The sequence below is a fragment of the Pseudomonas sp. N-137 genome, from assembly GCF_034555295.1.
GTDB lineage: Bacteria > Pseudomonadota > Gammaproteobacteria > Pseudomonadales > Pseudomonadaceae > Aquipseudomonas > Aquipseudomonas rhizophila.
The window spans coordinates 79,852-98,281 of record NZ_JAXUDQ010000015.1; the positions used below are offsets into that span (position 1 = coordinate 79,852).

An 18,430-nucleotide genomic window follows, 5' to 3' on the forward strand; every position below is an offset into this window, starting at 1 on the left:
CTGCGCTGAACACATGATCGATGGCCACCGACAGACCCTGTGGGAGCGGGCTTGCCCGCGAAGGGGCCTTCACATCCAGCATCCATGCAAGCTGATCCACCGCCTTCGCGAGCAAGCTCGCTCCCACAGTGGAATTGCGCTGAACACATGATTGATGGCCACCGACAGACCCTGTGGGAGCGGGCTTGCCCGCGAAGGGGCCTCAAGCTGATCCACCGCCTTCGCGAGCAAGCTCGCTCCCACAGTGGAACTGCGCTGAACACATGATCGATGGCCACCGACAGATCCTGTGGGAGCGAGCTTGCTCGCGATAGCCATTCCCGAACCACCCTCATTATCCAGCCATGTGCCTGCGCCGATACTCATCCGGCGTGGTGCCCATCATTTTGCGAAACATGCTGATGAACGCCGAGGCGCTGCTGTAGCCCAGGTCCAGGCCGATGGTTTCCACGCTCTGGCCACGTTCGAGCAGGGCCAGGGCTTCGATGACCTTCAGGCGCTGGCGCCATTCCACCAGTGACATGCCCAGGTCCCGCTGGGCCCGGCGCATCAGTGTGCGTTCGGTGGTGTTGGCGGCGCGGGCCAGTTGCGGCAAGGAGCGTGGGTCGCTGGGATTCGCCTCAAGGGTCCGCAACACGGGGCCCAGCAGTGGATCATCCGAGGAGGGCAAGTAACTGCCGGCATGGGGCGCCTGGATCAGCTTGTCCACCAGCACCTGCAACAAGCGCTGCTGCTCGGGCGTCTGAGGTTGGCTCGGCGGGTCGCTGCGCAGCTCTTCCAGCAACGCGCGGATCAGCGGGCTCAAGGTCAGCGCGCAAGGTACGGCCGGCAGCGCAGCGCACAGTTCGGCCGCCAGGTACAACGAACAATGACAGGCTTCATGCCGATTGAACCCAACGTGTTCCATGTCCGGCGGTAACCAGATGCCGTACTGCGGTGGTGCCAGGTAATGGTGCTGGGCGATCTCGATTTCCATCACCCCACTGTAGGAGTAGACGAACTCTCCCCAGGCATGCCGGTGCCGAGGGTAAGTGGCGTGGGCCGGCATGCAGGCGCTGCGAAAGAAAATCGGCGAGGGCAGGGCCGCGTCGAACGGAGGAATCTTCAGATGTTGAGCTGGAGGCTGCATATCGACCGTAATGGCGGATTACCGGGATGGCTTGTCGGGTAATCACTATATCCAGCAAAGGTGTCAGGCAGACAATCCTTTCATCCATTTCTGCCCAAGGACCTTTCCCATGACCACCCGCCGCGCCCTGGATGGCCAGGTCAGTGCCCTGATGACGGGCCTCTGTGCCATCTGGGGTTTCCAGCAAGTCGCGATCAAGGCCAGCGCCGCCGACATGGCGCCGATGCTGCAACTGGGCGTGCGCTCGGCCATCGCTGCGGTACTGGTCTGGCTGTTGGTGCTGGCGCGCGGTGAACGCCTGTCCCTGGCCGATGGCAGTTGGCGTCCCGGCCTGTTGGTGGGGCTGTTGTTTGCCCTGGAGTTCGTGATGGTGGGTGAAGGCCTGCGCCATACGACGGCTTCGCACATGGTGATTTTCCTCTACACCGCGCCGATGTTCGCCGCTCTGGGCCTGCACTGGAAACTGCCGAGCGAACGTCTAAAACCTCTGCAATGGCTGGGTATCGCCGTGGCATTCGGCGGTATTGTTGTGGCGTTCAGCGGAGGGACGGGGGCGGCGAACGGCAGTTCGTTACTGGGTGATGGCATGGGGCTGCTGGCCGGTGCGCTCTGGGGGGCTACGACGGTGACAGTGCGTTGTTCACGCTTGACGAACCTGCCCGCCAGCCAGACGTTGCTGTACCAATTGGTCGGCGCCGGGGTGCTGCTGGTAGGGATGTCGGTGGTGCTGGGGCAAACGTCGATCAACCCCACACCGCAACTGCTGGCCAGCCTGGCCTTTCAAGTGTTGCTGGTGTCTTTCGCCAGTTTTCTGATCTGGTTTTCCCTGCTGCGCCGCTACCTGGCTTCGCAGTTGGGGGTGCTGTCGTTCATGACGCCGCTGTTTGGCATCGGTTTTGGTGTCTGGTTATTGGATGAACCGCTGGAGCCGAACTTCATCGTCGGTGCCGCTCTGGTGCTGAGCGGTATTGTGCTGGTCAGTGGTGCCGGGTGGTTTTACCAGCGCTGGGGGCAATGGGGATTATTGCGTCGGGGGTAGTAGGTACAGATCCATGTGGCGACGGAGCAAGCTCCCTCGCCACATGAGCGCTGCTTAGACCTTGACGATCCAGCCAGCCGGCGCTTCCACGTCGCCGGTCTGCACGCCGGTCAGCTCTTTGTAGAGCTTCTGGGTGATCGGGCCGACTTCGGTTTCGCTGTGGAACACGTGCAGCTTGTCCTTGTAGCTGATGCCGCCAATCGGAGTGATGACCGCAGCGGTACCGCAGGCGCCGGCTTCCTTGAAGTCCGACAGTTTGTCGATGAACACGTCGCCTTCGATCACTTCCAGGCCCAGGCGCGATTTGGCCAGTTCGATCAGCGACAGGCGGGTGATGCCCGGCAGGACCGAAGGGGATTTGGGGGTGACGAATTTGTTGTCATGGGTGATGCCGAAGAAGTTCGCCGAGCCGACTTCCTCGATTTTCGAATGGGTCATCGGGTCCAGGTAGATGCAGTCGGCGAAACTGGCCTTTTTAGCCTGGGAGCCGGGCATCAGGCTGGCGGCGTAGTTGCCACCGACCTTGGCCGCGCCAGTGCCTTGTGGGGCGGCACGGTCGTAGCTGGAGATCAGGAAGTTGTGCGGGGTCAGGCCGCCCTTGAAGTAGGCGCCGACCGGGATGCAGAAGATCGAGAAGATGAACTCGGGTGCGGTGCGCACGCCGATGTTGTCACCCACGCCGATCACGAACGGGCGCAGGTACAACGCGCCGCCAGTGCCATAAGGCGGGATGAAGCGCTCGTTGGCGCGGACCACTTGCTTGCAGGCTTCGACGAACTGCTCGGTCTCGACTTGCGGCATCAGCAGGCGCGCGCAGCTGCGCTGCATGCGGGCGGCGTTCTGGTCAGGGCGGAACAGGTTGATCGAACCGTCCTTGCAGCGATAGGCCTTCAGGCCTTCGAAACACTGCTGACCGTAGTGCAGCGCGGTGGAGCCCTCGCTGATGTGCAGCACGTTGTCGTCGGTCAGGGTGCCGGCGTCCCAGGCGCCATCGCGCCAGTGCGACAGGTAGCGCTTGTCGGTCTTGATGTAGTCAAAGCCCAGTTTGTCCCAATTGATGCTCTCGTTACCCATGACACCCTCTATTTCTTAACAACCGTCGAAACGGTTCAAGGCTTCTGACGTTTTTTGGATGGGGACAACAATACTTCATTCCGGGGCTGTTTCGCAGCCTGTGGCGAGGGGATTTATCCCCGCTGGGCTGCGAAGCAGCCCCATTAGCTCAGATATCTGACGCCCGGCGGTGACAGGTTTTGGGGTTGCTGCGCAACCCAGCGGGGATAAATCCCCTCGCCACAAGGTTATTCACCCACAACTGTTACAGATGCAACGCATGCCCCAACGCTCGCAACGCCGCTTCCTGCACCGCCTCGCCCAGCGTCGGGTGGGCGTGGATGGTGCCGGCGATGTCTTCCAGGCGTGCGCCCATTTCCAGGGACTGGCCGAACGCGGTGGACAGCTCCGAGACGCCAACGCCGACCGCTTGCCAACCGACGATCAGGTGATTGTCCCGCCGTGCCACGACCCGCACGAAGCCACTTTTCGATTCCAGGGTCATGGCCCGGCCATTGGCGGCGAACGGGAAGCTGGAAACGATGCAGTCGAGCCCGGCGGCCTTGGCCTCGTCCGGCGTCTTGCCGACCACCACCAGTTCCGGATCGGTGAAGCACACCGCCGCGATGGCCGTCGGGTTGAACTCGCGATGCTGACCCGCGATCAGCTCGGCAACCATTTCGCCCTGGGCCATGGCCCGGTGGGCGAGCATCGGTTCGCCGCTCAGGTCGCCGATGGCCCAGACATTGCGCATGCTGGTCTGGCAACGGTTGTCGATTTTCACTGCCGAACCGTTCATCGCCAAGTCCAACGCTTCGAGGTTCCAGCCCTGGGTGTTAGGTTTGCGACCAACGGCCACCAGCACCCGGTCGGTCTCCAGGTTCAGCGTCTCGCCAGCGGGATCGCGCACTTGCAACGTGCTGGCCTGGGCATCGAAACCTTCGACGCTGTGCTTGAGGTACAGCTTCACGCCCAATTGCTTGAGTGCCTCGTGCACCGGTTGGGTCAGTTCGCCGTCGTAGGCTGGCAGGATCCGTTCCTGGGCCTCGACCACGCTGACTTCGGCGCCGAGCTTGCGGTAGGCGATGCCCAGTTCCAGGCCGATGTAGCCACCGCCCACCACCACCAGGTGCTTGGGCACCGAGGTAGGGGCGAGGGCTTCGGTGGAGGAAATGATCGCCCCGCCAATCGGCAGCATCGGCAGGTCGACGCTTTTCGAGCCGGTAGCCAGCAGCAGGTGTTCGCACTGGATGCGCGTCTCGCCGACGTCAACGGTTTTGCCATCGACTACATTGGCCCAGCCGTGAATGACCTGGACCTTGTGCTTTTTCAGCAGGGTCGCGACGCCGGTGGTCAGCCGATCGACGATGCCGTCCTTCCATTCCACGCTCTTGCCGATGTCCAGGCTTGGCGCTGACACCGTGATACCTAGGGCCGAGCCCTGGCTGTGGTGCCGTGTCTGATGGAACTGCTCGGCGACGTGAATCAACGCCTTGGACGGGATGCAGCCGATGTTCAGGCAAGTTCCGCCCAACGCCTGGCCCTCCACCAGAATGGTCGGGATGCCCAGCTGACCGGCGCGAATCGCCGCCACATAGCCGCCGGGGCCGCCGCCGATGATCAGCAGCGTGGTGTTCAAAGTTTGCATGGCCTGCTCCATTGATGATTAGTCCACAAACAGCGTGGCGGGCTGTTCGAGCAGGCCGCGCAGGGCCTGGATGAATTGCGCCGCGTCCATGCCGTCGACCACTCGGTGATCGAAGGAACTGGAGAGGTTCATCATCTTGCGGATCACGATCTGGCCTTTGATCACCATGGGCCGTTCGACAATCTTGTTCACGCCGACGATCGCCACTTCCGGCAGGTTCAGCACTGGGGTGCTGACGATGCCGCCCAACGCACCGAGGCTGGTCAGGGTGATGGTCGAGCCGGACAGCTCATCGCGGCTGGCTTTGCCATTGCGGGCCGCCGTTGCCAGACGCGAGATTTCTGCCGCGCTGTCCCACAAGCTACGGGCTTCGGCGTGACGCACCACCGGCACCATCAGGCCCACATCGCTCTGGGTGGCGACGCCGACATGCACAGCGCCCGAACGGTGGATGACCTGGGCCTCGTCGTCATAACGGGCGTTCATTTGCGGGAAGTCCCGCAAGGCTACGACCAAGGCGCGGACCAGGAATGGCAGCAAGGTCAGCTTGCCGCGATGGGCACCGTGCTTTTCATTCAAATGCACCCGCAGTTCTTCCAGGGCAGTGACGTCGATTTCCTCAACGTAGCTGAAATGCGCGGCGCGCTGGGTCGCTTCCTGCATGCGCTGGGCGATCTTGCGGCGCATGCCGATCACCGGGATCTGCTGTTCGTCGTGGCGTTCGGCATAACCCGAGCCGCCTTTGGCCGGGGTCGATGAACCCTGCGCCAGATAGGCTTCGAGGTCTTCATGCAGGATACGCCCGGCCGGGCCACTGCCCTGGACCAGACGCAATTGAATGCCCAGGTCCAGCGCATGTTTGCGCACGGCCGGGGAGGCCAGCGGCCGCTCGTCCGGATCGCGGGCCACCGGCGCTTGCGGCGCGGGGCGTGGCGCAGCAGCGGGTTGTTCTATCGTCGGCTCAGGCGTTGCCACCGGCGCGGGTTTCGGCGCTGGCGCGGCGACGGCGGGTTGCGCCGATTCCTTGAGGTTGCCGGCACCTTCGACTTCAATGCGGATCAGTTCGCTGCCCACCGCCATGACTTCGCCGGGCTCGCCACCCAGGGCGATCACCCGACCGTGTACTGGCGAGGGAATGTCCACCATCGCCTTGTCGGTCATGACATCGGCCAGCACCTGGTCTTCGACCACCATGTCGCCAACCTTGACGTGCCACACCGACAGTTCAACTTCGGCGATGCCTTCGCCAATGTCCGGCATCTTGATAACGTGCGTGCCCATTCAGACCTCCATGACCCGTTTCAACGCCGCGCCCACACGGGACGGCCCTGGGAAATACGCCCATTCCTGCGCGTGCGGGTAGGGGGTGTCCCAACCGGTGACACGCTCGATGGGCGCTTCCAGGTGGTGGAAGCAGTGTTCTTGCACCAACGACACCAGCTCGGCGCCGAAACCGCAGGTGCGGGTGGCTTCGTGGACGACCACACAGCGGCCGGTTTTTTTCACGGATTTGACGATGGTCTCAAGGTCCAGTGGCCAGAGGCTGCGCAGGTCGATGACTTCGGCGTCGATGCCGGTTTCTTCGGCGGCGGCCTGGGACACATACACCGTGGTGCCGTAGGTGAGGATGGTCACGTCCTTGCCCGGGCGGGTGATGGCGGCGACATCCAGCGGCACTGTGTAGTAGCCGTCCGGCACCTGCGCCGACGGGTGTTTCGACCATGGGGTTACCGGGCGGTCGTGGTGGCCGTCGAAGGGGCCGTTATACAGGCGCTTGGGTTCGAGGAAGATCACCGGGTCATCGTTTTCGATGGAGGCGATCAGCAGGCCCTTGGCGTCGTAAGGGTTCGACGGCATGACGGTGCGCAAGCCGCAAACCTGGGTGAACATCGCTTCGATGCTCTGGCTGTGAGTCTGGCCGCCATAGATGCCGCCGCCGCAGGGCATGCGCAGGGTCATCGGCGCGGTGAACTCGCCGGCCGAGCGATAGCGCAGGCGCGCCGCTTCGGAAATGATCTGGTCCGAGGCCGGGTAGACATAGTCGGCGAACTGGATCTCGGCCACCGGCCGCAACCCGTAGGCGCCCATACCCACGGCCACGCCGACGATACCGCTCTCGGAAATCGGCGCGTCGAACACCCGCGAGGTGCCGTACTTGTTCTGCAGGCCTTCGGTGCAGCGGAAGACGCCGCCGAAGTAGCCCACGTCCTGGCCGAACACCACGACGTTGTCGTCGCGCTCGAGCATCACGTCCATGGCCGAGCGCAGGGCCTGGATCATGGTCATGGTGGTAGTGGTCATGGCGGTGTCCAGCTGGATATTGTTGTTGTGATCGTTCATGTCAGATCCCCAACTCCTGACGCTGGCGCTTCAAGTGCTCCGGCATCTCTTTGTAGACGTCTTCGAACATGGTCGCGGCGCTTGGGATCTGCCCGCCAGCGAGGGTGCCGTACTGCTCGGCTTCCTTCTGCGCAGCGATCACCTCGGCTTCGAGTTCGGCGCTGACGGCGGCATGTTCCTCTTCGGACCAGTGGCCGATTTTCACCAGGTGCTGCTTGAGGCGCGCAATCGGGTCGCCCAGCGGGAAGTGGCTCCAGTCGTCGGCGGGACGGTATTTGGACGGATCATCGGAAGTGGAGTGCGGGCCGGCGCGGTAGGTCACCCATTCGATCAGCGTCGGGCCGAGGTTGCGGCGGGCGCGTTCGGCGGCCCAGCGCGAAGCGGCGTAGACCGCCATGAAGTCGTTGCCATCCACCCGCAGCGAAGCGATGCCGCAGCCGACGCCGCGTCCGGCGAAGGTGGTGGCTTCACCGCCGGCAATGGCCTGGAAGGTGGAGATCGCCCACTGGTTGTTGACCACGTTGAGGATCACCGGCGCCCGGTAGACGTGGGCGAAGGTCAGGGCGGTGTGGAAGTCCGATTCGGCGGTGGCGCCGTCACCGATCCAGGCCGAGGCGATCTTGGTGTCGCCCTTGATCGCCGAGGCCATGCCCCAGCCCACGCCCTGGATGAATTGCGTGGCGAGGTTGCCGGAGATGGTGAAAAAACCGGCGTCCTTGACCGAGTACATGATCGGCAACTGCCGGCCCTTGAGCGGATCGCGCTCGTTGGACAGCAGTTGGCAGATCATGCCCACCAACGGCACCTCGCGGGCCATCAGGATGCTTTGCTGGCGATAGGTGGGGAAGCACATGTCATCGATGTTCAGCGCCAGGGCCTGGCCGCTGCCGATGGCTTCCTCGCCGAGGCTCTGCATGTAGAACGACATTTTTTTCTGGCGCTGGGCGACCACCATGCGGTTGTCGTAGATGCGCGTCTTGAGCATGGCGCGCATGCCTTTGCGCAGGATCTCGAGAGGCACGTCTTCGGCCCATGGACCGTGGGCATTGCCCTGGTCATCGAGCACGCGAATCAGCCCGCGGGCCAGGTCGGCCGTGTCGGACGGTTCAACGTCGATGGAGGGTTTGCGCACCGTGCCGGCATCGCTCAGATGCAGGTAGGAGAAGTCGGTCTGGCAGCCGGGACGGCCCGAGGGTTCGGGGACGTGCAGGCGTAGCGGTTCATACGCTGGGTTCATGGCTTTCTACGCTCGATCTTGTGAATTTCTTGTAGTGGGCGCGCTAGCTGACGAACTTTCCCGGGTAAGGAAAATTGTCCTACAACAATCATAGGCTCGACGCAGAAGAATATTTTTCTCTGTTGGGTTGCTGTTCAGATCATTTGCAGATAAAAAATCTGCACAACGATAAAAAACAGGATTATTTGTCTCATGCGTAAATTGGATCGCACCGACATCGGCATTCTGAACAGCCTTCAGGAAAACGCCCGCATCACCAACGCCGAGCTTGCCCGGTCGGTCAATCTATCGCCCACGCCTTGCTTCAACCGGGTCCGGGCCATGGAGGAGCTGGGGGTGATACGCGAGCAAGTCACGCTGCTGGATGCCGATCTGCTGGGCCTGCATGTCAACGTGTTCATTCACGTGAGCCTGGAAAAACAGGTGGAGGAGGCGTTGCAGCACTTCGAAGAGGCGATCTCCGACCGACCGGAGGTGATGGAGTGCTACCTGATGGCAGGCGACCCGGATTACCTGATCCGCGTACTGGTGCCGTCGATCCAGTCGCTGGAGCGGTTCATGATGGACTTTCTGACCAAGGTCCCGGGGGTGGCGAATATCCGTTCAAGCTTTGCGCTCAAGCAGGTCCGATATAAAACGGCGCTGCCGTTGCCGGCCAACGGTTTGACCTTGGGGACCTGAGGCCCAGCCGAGCGGGAGAGAAACCTGTCTGGAGGGGTTACAGGAGTCGACACTGCATCGAAAACCCCAGCGTCACTGACTGCCCTTGCTCCAGCAAGCGCAACCCTGGCCGCCCTGGCAGGTGGTGGGCATTGACCGGATGGCTGACCGGTTCGACGCAGAAGAAATCCAGGCCCACGGGACAGTACAGCAAGAAGTATTCGCTGCCGCTGGCTCGGCATTCCAGTTCATAACCCAGGTCCGGTTGCTGGATCAGGCAATGCCCGTCCCAGCCGCCAAAGCCGTTGTCCACCAGTGTGTCCGGCAGCAAGCGGGGTTGTTGGAAGTCCCAGATTCGAGGAACGCTGCCCAACGTGGTCGGCAGTTTTTTCTCATCGCACATCCAGACTTCGGTCGCACGGGTTTGCAGGCGTGTGCCAGCAGTGCGCGGGAAGTACGGGTGCAAACCCAGCCCGTGCCACGCGGCCTGTTCGGCCAGGTGGGTGACGTGCATCGCGATCTGTAACTGACCGCCGCTCAAGCGAATCCGCAGGCTGGCGCAATAGGCGAATGGATGTTGGCTGTCGAGTTGCAACAAGGCTTCCTGGGCGCTTTGCTCTATCACTTGCCACGGTTGTTGCCAGGCGCTGCCATGGATCGGGAACGGGTCGTTGGGGCTGTTGGCGTCCAGACCGAGCCAGCCGCCGGGGCAATCGAAACCGCCCTGGGCGATCCGGTTCGACCATGGGATAAGCGGGAAGCAACCGAGTTTGCCCGGCAGGCCGTTTTCCAGCGCTTGCGGCGCGGGCGGGCGTAGCAGGGGAGCACCAGTGCTGCGCAATGTCCATTCAACGAGACTGGCGCCCAGGTGCGGGGCCAGGGTGAGGCGGGTCAGTTCGTCTTCGAGGTGGAGAAGGGGAGGCGTCATGGTGACCTTGTTTAGCAAGGTTGAAAAAACGGTTGTGGGGAAAACCGGATTTTTGTGTGCGAACCCTGTGGCGAGGACTTGTGGGAGCAAAGCTTGCTCGCGATGCAGGCTCCTCGGTTTCCTGGGAGACTGCGTCATCTTTATCGCGGGCAAGCCTTACTCCCACAAGGGGATTGTCGTTGTTTCTTACAGCACCAGACGCGGCAACCACAGCGAGATCGCCGGAATGTAGGTCACGGCCAGCAACACCAGGAACAGCACGCCGTAGAACGGCAACAGGGCCTTGACGGTGCTTTCGATACTGACCTTGCCAATGGCGGAGCCGACGAACAGCACTGCCCCCACCGGCGGTGTAATGAGCCCGATACCCAGGTTCACCAGCATGATCATGCCGAACTGCACAGGGTCCACGCCGATGCCCATGATCACCGGCATCAGGATCGGTGTCAGGATCAGGATCAGCGGCGCCATGTCCATCACCGTACCCAGGACCAGCAGCATCGCGTTGATGCACATCAGGATCACGTAGCGGTTGTCGGAGATAGTCAGGAACAGGGTGGTGATTTTCGCCGGGATCTGCATCAGCGTCATGATGTAGCCGAAGCTGGCGGCGAAGCCGATCAGGATCATCACGATCGAGATGGTACGCACCGTGCGATGCATCAGTTTCGGCAACTCACTCCACTTGTAGTCGCGGTAAATGCACATGGTCACGAAGAATGCCCAGAGCACAGCGATGGCGGCCGATTCGGTGGCGGTGAAAACACCCGAGAGGATGCCGCCGAGGATGATGAACATGGTCATCATGCCCCACATGGCTTCCCGGCAGATTTTCAGTGCCTGCTTGAGGGGAATCACTTCGCCCTTGGGGTAGTTGCGCTTCTTCGCGAAGATCAGGCACAGCACCATCAGGCAGGCGTTCATCAGCAGGCCCGGCACGATGCCGGCCATGAACAGCGCACCGATGGAAACCGTACCGCCGGCTGCCAGGGAGTACAGCACCGCGTTGTGGCTGGGCGGGGTCAGCAGGGCTTGTACCGAACCACTGACGGTCACTGCGGTGGAGAACTCCCGCGGGTAGCCGCGGCGTTCCATCTCCGGGATCAGTACCGAACCCACCGAGGCGGTGTCGGCCACTGAGGATCCGGAAATGGCACCGAAGAACGTCGAGGCCATGAGGTTGACCAGTGACAGACCGCCGCGCACGAAACCCACCAGCACACCGGCGAAGGCCACCAGCCGGCGAGACATACCACCCTCGGCCATGATTGCACCGGCCAGGACGAAGAACGGAATGGCCAGCAACGAAAATTTATTCACCCCGCCCGCGACCTGGATCATCACGGCCTGGAATGGAATATCGATCCACCACGCGCCGATCAGCGCAGCGGCACCCAGGGCGTAGGCGACCGGCATGCCGATCAGGATCAACAGGAAAAAACTGCCCAGCAGAATCAGAGCGTCCATTAAGCGGCACCTTCACTTTCTTCGACCAGGTCGAACTGCACGACCCGGCGCTTGCTCTGATCACCGAGCAAGAGTTTTTCCAGGACAAAAATCAGGGTCAGAAAACCACCGACCGGTATGGGCATGTACGTGATGCCGACCCGCAGTGTGGGCAGGGCGCTCATGTACTGGTTCCAGGTGGACAGGCAGAGTTTGGTGCCGCCGCTGATCATGAAGATGCAGATCACCGCCATCAGCAGTTGGGAAAACACCGATGCCGCGGTTTTCAAGTGAGGGGGCAGGCGGTTGGTGAGCATGTCCACGGCCATGTGCGCACCAGCGCGGTAACTGGCGGCGGCGCCGATGAACGTGAACACGATCATCAGCAAAATCGCGGTGGGTTCCGGCCAGCTTGAGCCGGTACCCAGCACGTAGCGGGCGAACACGCCCCAGGGAATCATCAGAGCAATTGCCAGGACAGAGAGGCCGGCGACCCAGATGCAAGTCATGTAAATCTTGTCGTTGATGCGCAGCAGCAAATTCTTCATCGGGTTCCACCGTAACCGGGCGCGCCCGTGACATCGGGCGCACCTGGCCTTTTCAAGTACAGATTGAGAGGTGTTACTGAACGGCTTCGATACGCTTGATCAGGTCGGCGTACGGTGCACCGTATTTGGCCCGGATCGGTGCGGTGGCGTCATAGAAGGGTTTCTTGTCGACGGTGATGAACTCAACGCCCGCGGCCTTGAGTTTCTCTTCACTGGCGGCAGTCTTCTTGTCCCACAATTCGCGCTCGTCCAGCTGGGATTGTTTGGCCGCTTTTTTCACCAGGGCTTGCTGCTCGGGGGTGAGTTTTTCCCAGGTGAACTTGGACATCACCACCGGCTCCGGCAGGATCAGGTGGCCGGTCAAACTGTAGTACTTGGCGTTCTGGTAGTGGTTGTGCTCGAGCATGGTCGGCGGGTTGTTTTCCGCACCGTCGATCACGCCGGTCTGCAGAGCACTGAAGATTTCACCGGTGTCCATGGCAATCCCGTTACCGCCCATGGCGTTGAGGGTCTCGATGAACATCGGGTTGCCCATGACACGAATTTTCATGCCATGCATGTCTTCGGGCTTGTGCACGGGTTTCTTGGTGTAGAGGTTGCGAGTACCGCCGTCCATCCAGGCCAGGGCCACCAGGTTGAATTCGGAGTTGGTGATCTTGTCGAGGATTTCCTGGCCGATTTCACCGTCGATGATCTTGCGCATGTGTGCCTGGTCACGGAACACGAATGGCATGTTGAAGACGTTTACGTCCGGCACCACCGGCCCAACGATGCCCAGGCTGACGCGGGCCATCTGGACGGCACCGACCTGAAGCTGCTCGATGACTTCTTTTTCCGAGCCCAACACACCGCCGGAATACATCTTGAAGGTGAACGGGTCTTTTTGGCCTTTGCTTTCCTCGACCAGCGTCTTGCCAAGGATTTTTTCCGCTTCCACGGTTGGATAGCCATCAGGATGGATATCGGCAAACTTGATCTCAAGAGCCTGTGCCGCTTGCGCAAGGAAGGCCAGGGGGAGGGCTGCGATCAGAAGCGTGCGTTTGAAATTCATGGTCAATCTCCAGTGTTGTTGTTTTTATGTCTATCGAATGAAGCGGCAATGCAGGTCAGTTGGCGGCGGGTTTCGATCCTCCGAAAGCCGTTTCAGCAAGGCCCTTGACGCCGGGGTTGAGGGCAAACACGCCCCCGGCCAGGGACTGCGGATCAGTGTCGTCGCCAGGGCGGATCGAGGTGACGAACAGGGTGTCCAGACGGCTGCCGCCAAAGGCGCACATCGTCGGTTTCTTCACCGGCACCGCCAAAGAGCGATCCAGTCGGCCATCCGGGGTGAAACGATGGATGAGGCCGGCATCGTTGGCGCAGATCCAATAGCAACCTTCTGCGTCCACCGCCGCGCCGTCCGGGCGTCCGGCCAGGGGCATCATGTCGACGAACAGCCGTCGGTTGGAGGGCGTGCCGCTGTCGATGTCGTAATCGAAAGCCCAGATCTGCTGGATCAACGGATGTGAGTCGGAGAGGTACATCGTGCGCCCATCCGGGCTGAAGCCCAGGCCATTGGGCACGATGAACCCGCTCAGTTGTGCCTCGACCGGCCCGCGCTGTCCGCCATCGAAGCGGTACATCCGCCCCTGGTCGGCGTTGGCCCCCATGTTCAGCACCATGCTGCCGGCCCAGAAGCGGCCCTGGCGGTCGCAACGGCCATCGTTGAGGCGCATGTCGGTGCGGGCGTGCTCGACACTGGCGCACAATTCGCTGTCCAGGCTGCCGTCATCAAAGGGGTGCAGGCGAAAGAAACCGCTCTCCATGCCGGCGATCCACCCCCCGTCCTGGTGACGGGCGATGCAGGCGAGCATTTCGGGGGTTTCCCAACCTTTGAGCTGTCCGGTTCCGGCATTCCAGCACTGCAACCCACCGCTGGGAATGTCCACCCAGTACAGGGCGTTCTCCTCGGGAACCCACACTGGGCTCTCACCGACGGCGTTGCGTGCATCGACAATCAATTCGGCTTGCATGGCGATTCCTTGGTTCGTTCGTATCCCATGAAAAACAGGCGAATCAGTCGTCGAACGGGCCGGCTGCGACAAAGGCGCCACCCTGGTAGACCCTGGCCGGGTCATCGGCGGCTGGCATCGGCTGCGCTTCGACCTTGTCACGGAAGACTTCGGAGCTGTCCTTGGGCTGGTAGCCCAGGTGCGCGGCCTGGCTGTTGTCCCACCAGACGTCGCGGTTGGCGGACATGCCATACACCACGGTGTGGCCGACTTTCGGGGTATAGAGCGAGCATTCGATCAGTTGGGTGAGATCGTCGAAGCTCAGCCAGGTGCTCATCATCCGGCGGTTTTGTGGCTCGGGGAACGACGAGCCGATGCGGATGCTCACGGTTTCGATGCCGTAGCGATCGAAGTAAAAACTGGCCATGTCTTCGCCGTAGGACTTGGACAAGCCGTAGTAGCCATCCGGACGGCGAGGGGATAGGGCATCGAGGGCCTCGTCCTGCTTGTAGAAACCGATGACGTGGTTGGAACTGGCGAAGATCACGCGCTTGACGCCATGCTTGCGGGCGGCTTCATAGATGTGGAACACGCCGCTGATGTTGGCGCCGAGGATTTCTTCGAACGGACGCTCTACCGAAACACCGCCGAAATGCAAAATGGCATCGACGCCTTCCACCAGTTGATGCACCGCCTGTTTATCAGACAGGTCGCACGGCACCACTTCTTCACTTTCATCAATGGCCGGGGCCATGTTGGCGATGTCCGACAGGCGAATGTGGCGGGCGAAAGGCTTGAGGCGTTCACGCAAGACTTTGCCCAGGCCGCCGGCAGCACCGGTCAGCAGCAGACGATTGAAGGGGTGGCGAATGTGTGTCGTAGTCATGAAATTACCTGAGCAAACGGTGAGAGGTATCAGTTGTTATAAGTTGTCGTACGACCGAGAGGGAATATCCTTATCCTACCGCTACCTTGTCAACGTTTGATCGACGAATCGCTCTACAACGGCGTCCCTGCCTTTGGCTGTCGCGTCGCCATGGCCCTTTTGAAAAGCGGCCATGGCGACCGATCCCGGCTTAAAGAAGCGAAATCGGGTAGCTGACGATCAAGCGGTTTTCATCGAACTCGTTGTTACTGAAGTCTCGACGAATCGACGCGTTACGCCATTTCACATTGAGGCTCTTCAACGCACCGCTTTGTACGGTGTAGGCCAGTTCGCTTTCGCGACCCCATTCCTTGCCGTCATTAACAGTAGCGGTGTGTACGTTGTCACCGCTGATGTAGCGGTTCATCAGGGTCAGGCCCGGTACGCCGACGGCGGCGAAGTTGAAGTCGTGGCGCACTTGCCAGGATTTTTCCTGGGCGTTGTCGTAGCTGGAGTTGTAGCTGTCGTTGGCCAGGGTGCCGCCGCTGGTGCCGTTGACGCGCATCCAGCCATCGTCGCCGCTGAGTTTTTGCAGGCCGACGTAGAAGGTGTTGCCACCGTATTTGGCCGAGAGCATGGCGAAGGCGGTCTTGTTGTCCAGGTCGCCCGCCAGGGCACTGCCTTCTTCCTTGCCGATGAAGTAGCCCAGGTTGGCGCCCAGGGTCCAGTCACCGATGGGCTGGCTGTGGGTCAGGTTGAAATATTTTTGCTGGTAGATGTCCGACAGTTCCGCGTACCAGACGCCGACCTGGGTGCGCTTGTCGTTGAAGGCGTATTCGCCGCCGCCGAAATTGAAGCGGTCGGACGTGAACGCGCCGCGGCCGTTCATCGACATGTCTTCCATGCTCGCGTCGTTACGCGGGCTGTTGGCGCGGAACTGGCCGCCGTACAGGCTCAGGCCGTTGATCTCGGTGGAGGTGACCTGACCACCGCGGAAAGTCTGCGGCAGGGAGCGGCCATCGTCAGAGCGCAGGATTGGCAGCACCGGCATCCATTCGCCCACTTTCAGCTCAGTTTTCGACACCTTGGCCTTGAGTGCGACACCCAGGCGACCAAAGTCATCGGCCGGACGGCCATCGTCATGCACCGGCAACAAGGCGGTATTGGCAGTGCCGCGACCGCCGTCGAGCTTGAGCGAGTACATGCCCAGCACGTCCATACCGAAACCGACTGTGCCCTGGGTGAAGCCGGACTTGGCGTCGAGAATGAAACTCTGGGTCCATTCCTCGGCTTTGCCTTGGGCGTTATCCGGGTTGGTGAAGTTGCGGTTGATGTAGAAGTTGCGCAGGTTGAGATTGACCTTGGCGTCATCGACGAAGCCTTCGGCGCTGGCGGTCATTGGCAGGAACGCGGCAAGGCTGCTGCAACCGAGAAGGACCAGGGCGGGGCTGGCGTTGAGAAAGGTACGGCGATTTTGACGGTGGTTGGGCGAAAAACGGACACGTGTGCTCACTATGACGCTCCCTACTTTTTTGTTGTTTTTATTTGTCATACGTCGTCGTACAACATGAGGTGGATTATTTGGAAACTGCTCCTCGTTGTCAACTGGCCATTATCGGAATTGTCCAACTCGGATGTGCTCAAAATGAGACGTTTCAATGGCTGGCGCTGGCCGAGCTCAAGATTGCAGGCCGTGGCGCCGTGTCGAAGCGTGGTTTGAGAGTAGCGGGGAGGGTGCTTGGTTGTGCGATGACTGGTCTAAGACATTAGTCGAATGCTGGCGATTGGAAGTCTTAAGGGAGCTCTTGCTCCCTCGCCACAGAAGCTTTCCCACAAGCAGCGCCGGTGTTTTTGATCGTTCCCACGCTCGGCGTGGGAATGCATCCAGTGACGCTCTGCGTCACCTTCCAGAAGCGGAACGCGGAGCGTCCCTGGCGACATTCCCACGCAGGAGCGTGGGAACGATCAAACAAGAAGGCTCTTGTGGCGAGGGTGCGTTGTTTAACCCTATGCCGGGTCCAAACGGGTTTGTGTTTATCCAGATGTAGGATCGTTCGGGGTCGGGCTACGTTGTCTTGCGCCCTTGCCTACAACTGCGCCAGAATCCGCCGGCTTGTGCGCCTGGGGGGCAGGGTTCTATCGTTTCCGGGTCGCTGATTGAATCAGTGATCGGGTTTGGTAGCCCGGCTTTTGACTTGACGCATAGCCCCTGTCATACAGTCCGTTTTGGTATCTGTTTTATGGCGGTCATGCGCAGGGCGTTTTCGGACGCGCCGGTTCTCCAAGTCACCGGTCTACCAACCCGCGTATGGCCGCCACCCTTCGTTTGGTAGCGAGAGTGATGGCTCCATTTTTCGATTTGGAGATTCACCTATGTTCAAAGTAACCCCCAACCCACCCGGGACAGATCCATCCAATTCCAAGGCGTTCGACAAAGCCGCCGACCGCATCCTCGACCACTACCTCAAGCCCAAACCCAAACCCAGCAAATCCGAGGCCGATCCCGGTCAACTGTTCACCGTCGCCAATGGCGTCGACACCGAAACCCTGCTCGCCAACCTCAGCGAAAACCTGGCCTCGGCCAATGCCATGGTCAGTGACTTGGCCTTCGACCTGGAAGGTCCCAGGCGCCACATCGCCCTGGGCATCCAGCAATTGATCGAATTGAGCGGATTGCTGGCGAACCGTGTGCTGGATAACGTCGAAGCGCACTAGCTGACTCACCCCTTGATCGTTCCCTCGCTCTGCGTGGGAATGCATCCCGTGACGCTCTGCGTCACTGCCAGAAGCGGAACGCGGAGCGTCCCTGGCGGCATTCCCACGCAGGAGCGTGGGAACGATCATCGGGAGACATGGTTAACACCTGTGTTTTCGACAGTGGGTGAATGCTAGTCTTGACCAACGCTGTCGTCAGGGAGCCCTCATGGGCAATCACAAGATCGAGATTCGTCGCAGTAACGTCGAGAAAATCCTGCTGGCCGCCGAAAAGGTCTTTGCCGAAAAGGGCTTCGGCGGCACCGCCATGGCCGACATCGCCGCCGAGGTGCAACTGCCCCGATCCAACCTGCATTATTACTTCAGCACCAAGAGCGAGCTGTACAGCGCCGTGCTGTTCGATCTGTTGGAGGTCTGGAAGCAGGATGCCTTGTGCTTCGAGATGTTCGATGACCCGCGGGTGGTGCTCAGCAGTTACATCCGCGCCAAGATGAACCACTCCCGTAGCCGGCCCTACGGCTCGAAGGTCTGGGCCAACGAAATCATCCACGGCGCCCCGACCCTGGGCCAGGCGCTGGATGCCAGCCTCTATGACTGGGCCAAGATGAAAGAGGCAAAAATCCGCCAGTGGGTGGAGGACAAACGCATCCTCCCCGTAGAGCCTTCAAGCCTGCTCTACATGATCTGGGCCTCGACCCAGCACTACGCCGACTTCGATCACCAGATCAACATCCTCAATGATCACCAGCCACTGTCCGACATGCAGTTCGAGCGGGCAGTGCAGACGGTGACTAGTGTGATTTTGCGGGGGATTGGGTTGGAGCCTTGAGA

Annotated in this window: 17 protein-coding genes; 4 read left to right on the top strand and 13 right to left on the bottom strand. The window is 61.0% G+C overall.

Annotation, left to right across the window (positions count from 1 at the left end):
* Positions 1-334: 334 nt before the first annotated feature.
* Positions 335-1,129, bottom strand: a complete 795-nt coding sequence (locus T3A99_RS14170) for an AraC family transcriptional regulator (RefSeq protein WP_047227610.1) — start codon at positions 1,127-1,129, stop codon at positions 335-337.
* 109 nt (positions 1,130-1,238) lie between these two features.
* Here T3A99_RS14170 and T3A99_RS14175 point away from each other — a divergent pair, with 109 nt between their 5' ends.
* Positions 1,239-2,168, top strand: coding sequence for a DMT family transporter (locus T3A99_RS14175; RefSeq protein WP_139050561.1), 930 nt, complete (start codon positions 1,239-1,241; stop codon positions 2,166-2,168).
* 54 nt (positions 2,169-2,222) lie between these two features.
* Here the strand turns inward: T3A99_RS14175 and T3A99_RS14180 are convergent, their stop codons facing one another.
* The 5 genes from T3A99_RS14180 to T3A99_RS14200 form a co-directional block, all read right to left on the bottom strand.
* Positions 2,223-3,242, bottom strand: a complete 1,020-nt coding sequence (locus T3A99_RS14180; protein ID WP_047227608.1) for a branched-chain amino acid aminotransferase — start codon at positions 3,240-3,242, stop codon at positions 2,223-2,225.
* A gap of 244 nt (positions 3,243-3,486) precedes the next feature.
* Complete coding sequence (lpdA, locus tag T3A99_RS14185) at positions 3,487-4,869, bottom strand: dihydrolipoyl dehydrogenase (RefSeq protein WP_274091183.1); 1,383 nt, start codon at positions 4,867-4,869, stop codon at positions 3,487-3,489.
* A gap of 18 nt (positions 4,870-4,887) precedes the next feature.
* Positions 4,888-6,150, bottom strand: coding sequence for a dihydrolipoamide acetyltransferase family protein (locus T3A99_RS14190; RefSeq protein WP_274091182.1), 1,263 nt, complete (start codon positions 6,148-6,150; stop codon positions 4,888-4,890).
* Positions 6,151-7,209: an alpha-ketoacid dehydrogenase subunit beta gene (locus T3A99_RS14195; RefSeq protein WP_047227605.1), complete on the bottom strand. Its 1,059-nt coding sequence runs from the start codon at positions 7,207-7,209 to the stop codon at positions 6,151-6,153.
* Between the two features lies 1 nt (position 7,210).
* Positions 7,211-8,446 (bottom strand): 3-methyl-2-oxobutanoate dehydrogenase (2-methylpropanoyl-transferring) subunit alpha, encoded by a 1,236-nt coding sequence (locus T3A99_RS14200; protein WP_274091181.1) that lies wholly within the window; start codon positions 8,444-8,446, stop codon positions 7,211-7,213.
* 192 nt (positions 8,447-8,638) lie between these two features.
* Here T3A99_RS14200 and bkdR point away from each other — a divergent pair, with 192 nt between their 5' ends.
* Complete coding sequence (gene bkdR / locus T3A99_RS14205; RefSeq protein WP_047227603.1) at positions 8,639-9,127, top strand: Bkd operon transcriptional regulator BkdR; 489 nt, start codon at positions 8,639-8,641, stop codon at positions 9,125-9,127.
* A 37-nt stretch (positions 9,128-9,164) separates the two neighbouring features.
* On the opposite strand, the gene T3A99_RS14210 is transcribed toward bkdR, so the two are convergent.
* The 7 genes from T3A99_RS14210 to T3A99_RS14240 form a co-directional block, all read right to left on the bottom strand.
* Complete coding sequence (locus T3A99_RS14210; RefSeq protein WP_274091180.1) at positions 9,165-10,034, bottom strand: aldose 1-epimerase; 870 nt, start codon at positions 10,032-10,034, stop codon at positions 9,165-9,167.
* A gap of 186 nt (positions 10,035-10,220) precedes the next feature.
* On the bottom strand, positions 10,221-11,501 hold the full coding sequence (locus T3A99_RS14215) for a TRAP transporter large permease (RefSeq protein ID WP_047227601.1): 1,281 nt from the start codon (positions 11,499-11,501) through the stop codon (positions 10,221-10,223).
* Positions 11,501-12,028 (bottom strand): TRAP transporter small permease, encoded by a 528-nt coding sequence (locus T3A99_RS14220; protein ID WP_047227600.1) that lies wholly within the window; start codon positions 12,026-12,028, stop codon positions 11,501-11,503. Before T3A99_RS14220 ends, T3A99_RS14215 begins: the two co-directional genes overlap by 1 nt.
* Positions 12,029-12,101: 73 nt before the next feature.
* On the bottom strand, positions 12,102-13,079 hold the full coding sequence (locus T3A99_RS14225) for a TRAP transporter substrate-binding protein (RefSeq protein WP_047227599.1): 978 nt from the start codon (positions 13,077-13,079) through the stop codon (positions 12,102-12,104).
* A gap of 55 nt (positions 13,080-13,134) precedes the next feature.
* A complete protein-coding gene (locus T3A99_RS14230; protein ID WP_076385292.1) occupies positions 13,135-14,040 on the bottom strand; it encodes an SMP-30/gluconolactonase/LRE family protein in 906 nt (301 codons plus the stop codon).
* A gap of 43 nt (positions 14,041-14,083) precedes the next feature.
* Positions 14,084-14,905 carry an NAD-dependent epimerase/dehydratase family protein gene (locus tag T3A99_RS14235; protein WP_160891782.1) on the bottom strand — a complete coding sequence of 274 codons (822 nt, stop codon included), beginning with the start codon at positions 14,903-14,905 and terminating at the stop codon, positions 14,084-14,086.
* A 190-nt stretch (positions 14,906-15,095) separates the two neighbouring features.
* Positions 15,096-16,283 (bottom strand): OprD family porin, encoded by a 1,188-nt coding sequence (locus T3A99_RS14240; RefSeq protein WP_416221558.1) that lies wholly within the window; start codon positions 16,281-16,283, stop codon positions 15,096-15,098.
* 974 nt (positions 16,284-17,257) lie between these two features.
* On the opposite strand from T3A99_RS14240, the gene T3A99_RS14245 reads away from it, so the two are divergent.
* Positions 17,258-17,599 (top strand): DUF6124 family protein, encoded by a 342-nt coding sequence (locus T3A99_RS14245; RefSeq protein WP_274091071.1) that lies wholly within the window; start codon positions 17,258-17,260, stop codon positions 17,597-17,599.
* 208 nt (positions 17,600-17,807) lie between these two features.
* Positions 17,808-18,428, top strand: a complete 621-nt coding sequence (locus tag T3A99_RS14250; protein WP_047230182.1) for a TetR/AcrR family transcriptional regulator — start codon at positions 17,808-17,810, stop codon at positions 18,426-18,428.
* Positions 18,429-18,430 lie beyond the last annotated feature (2 nt).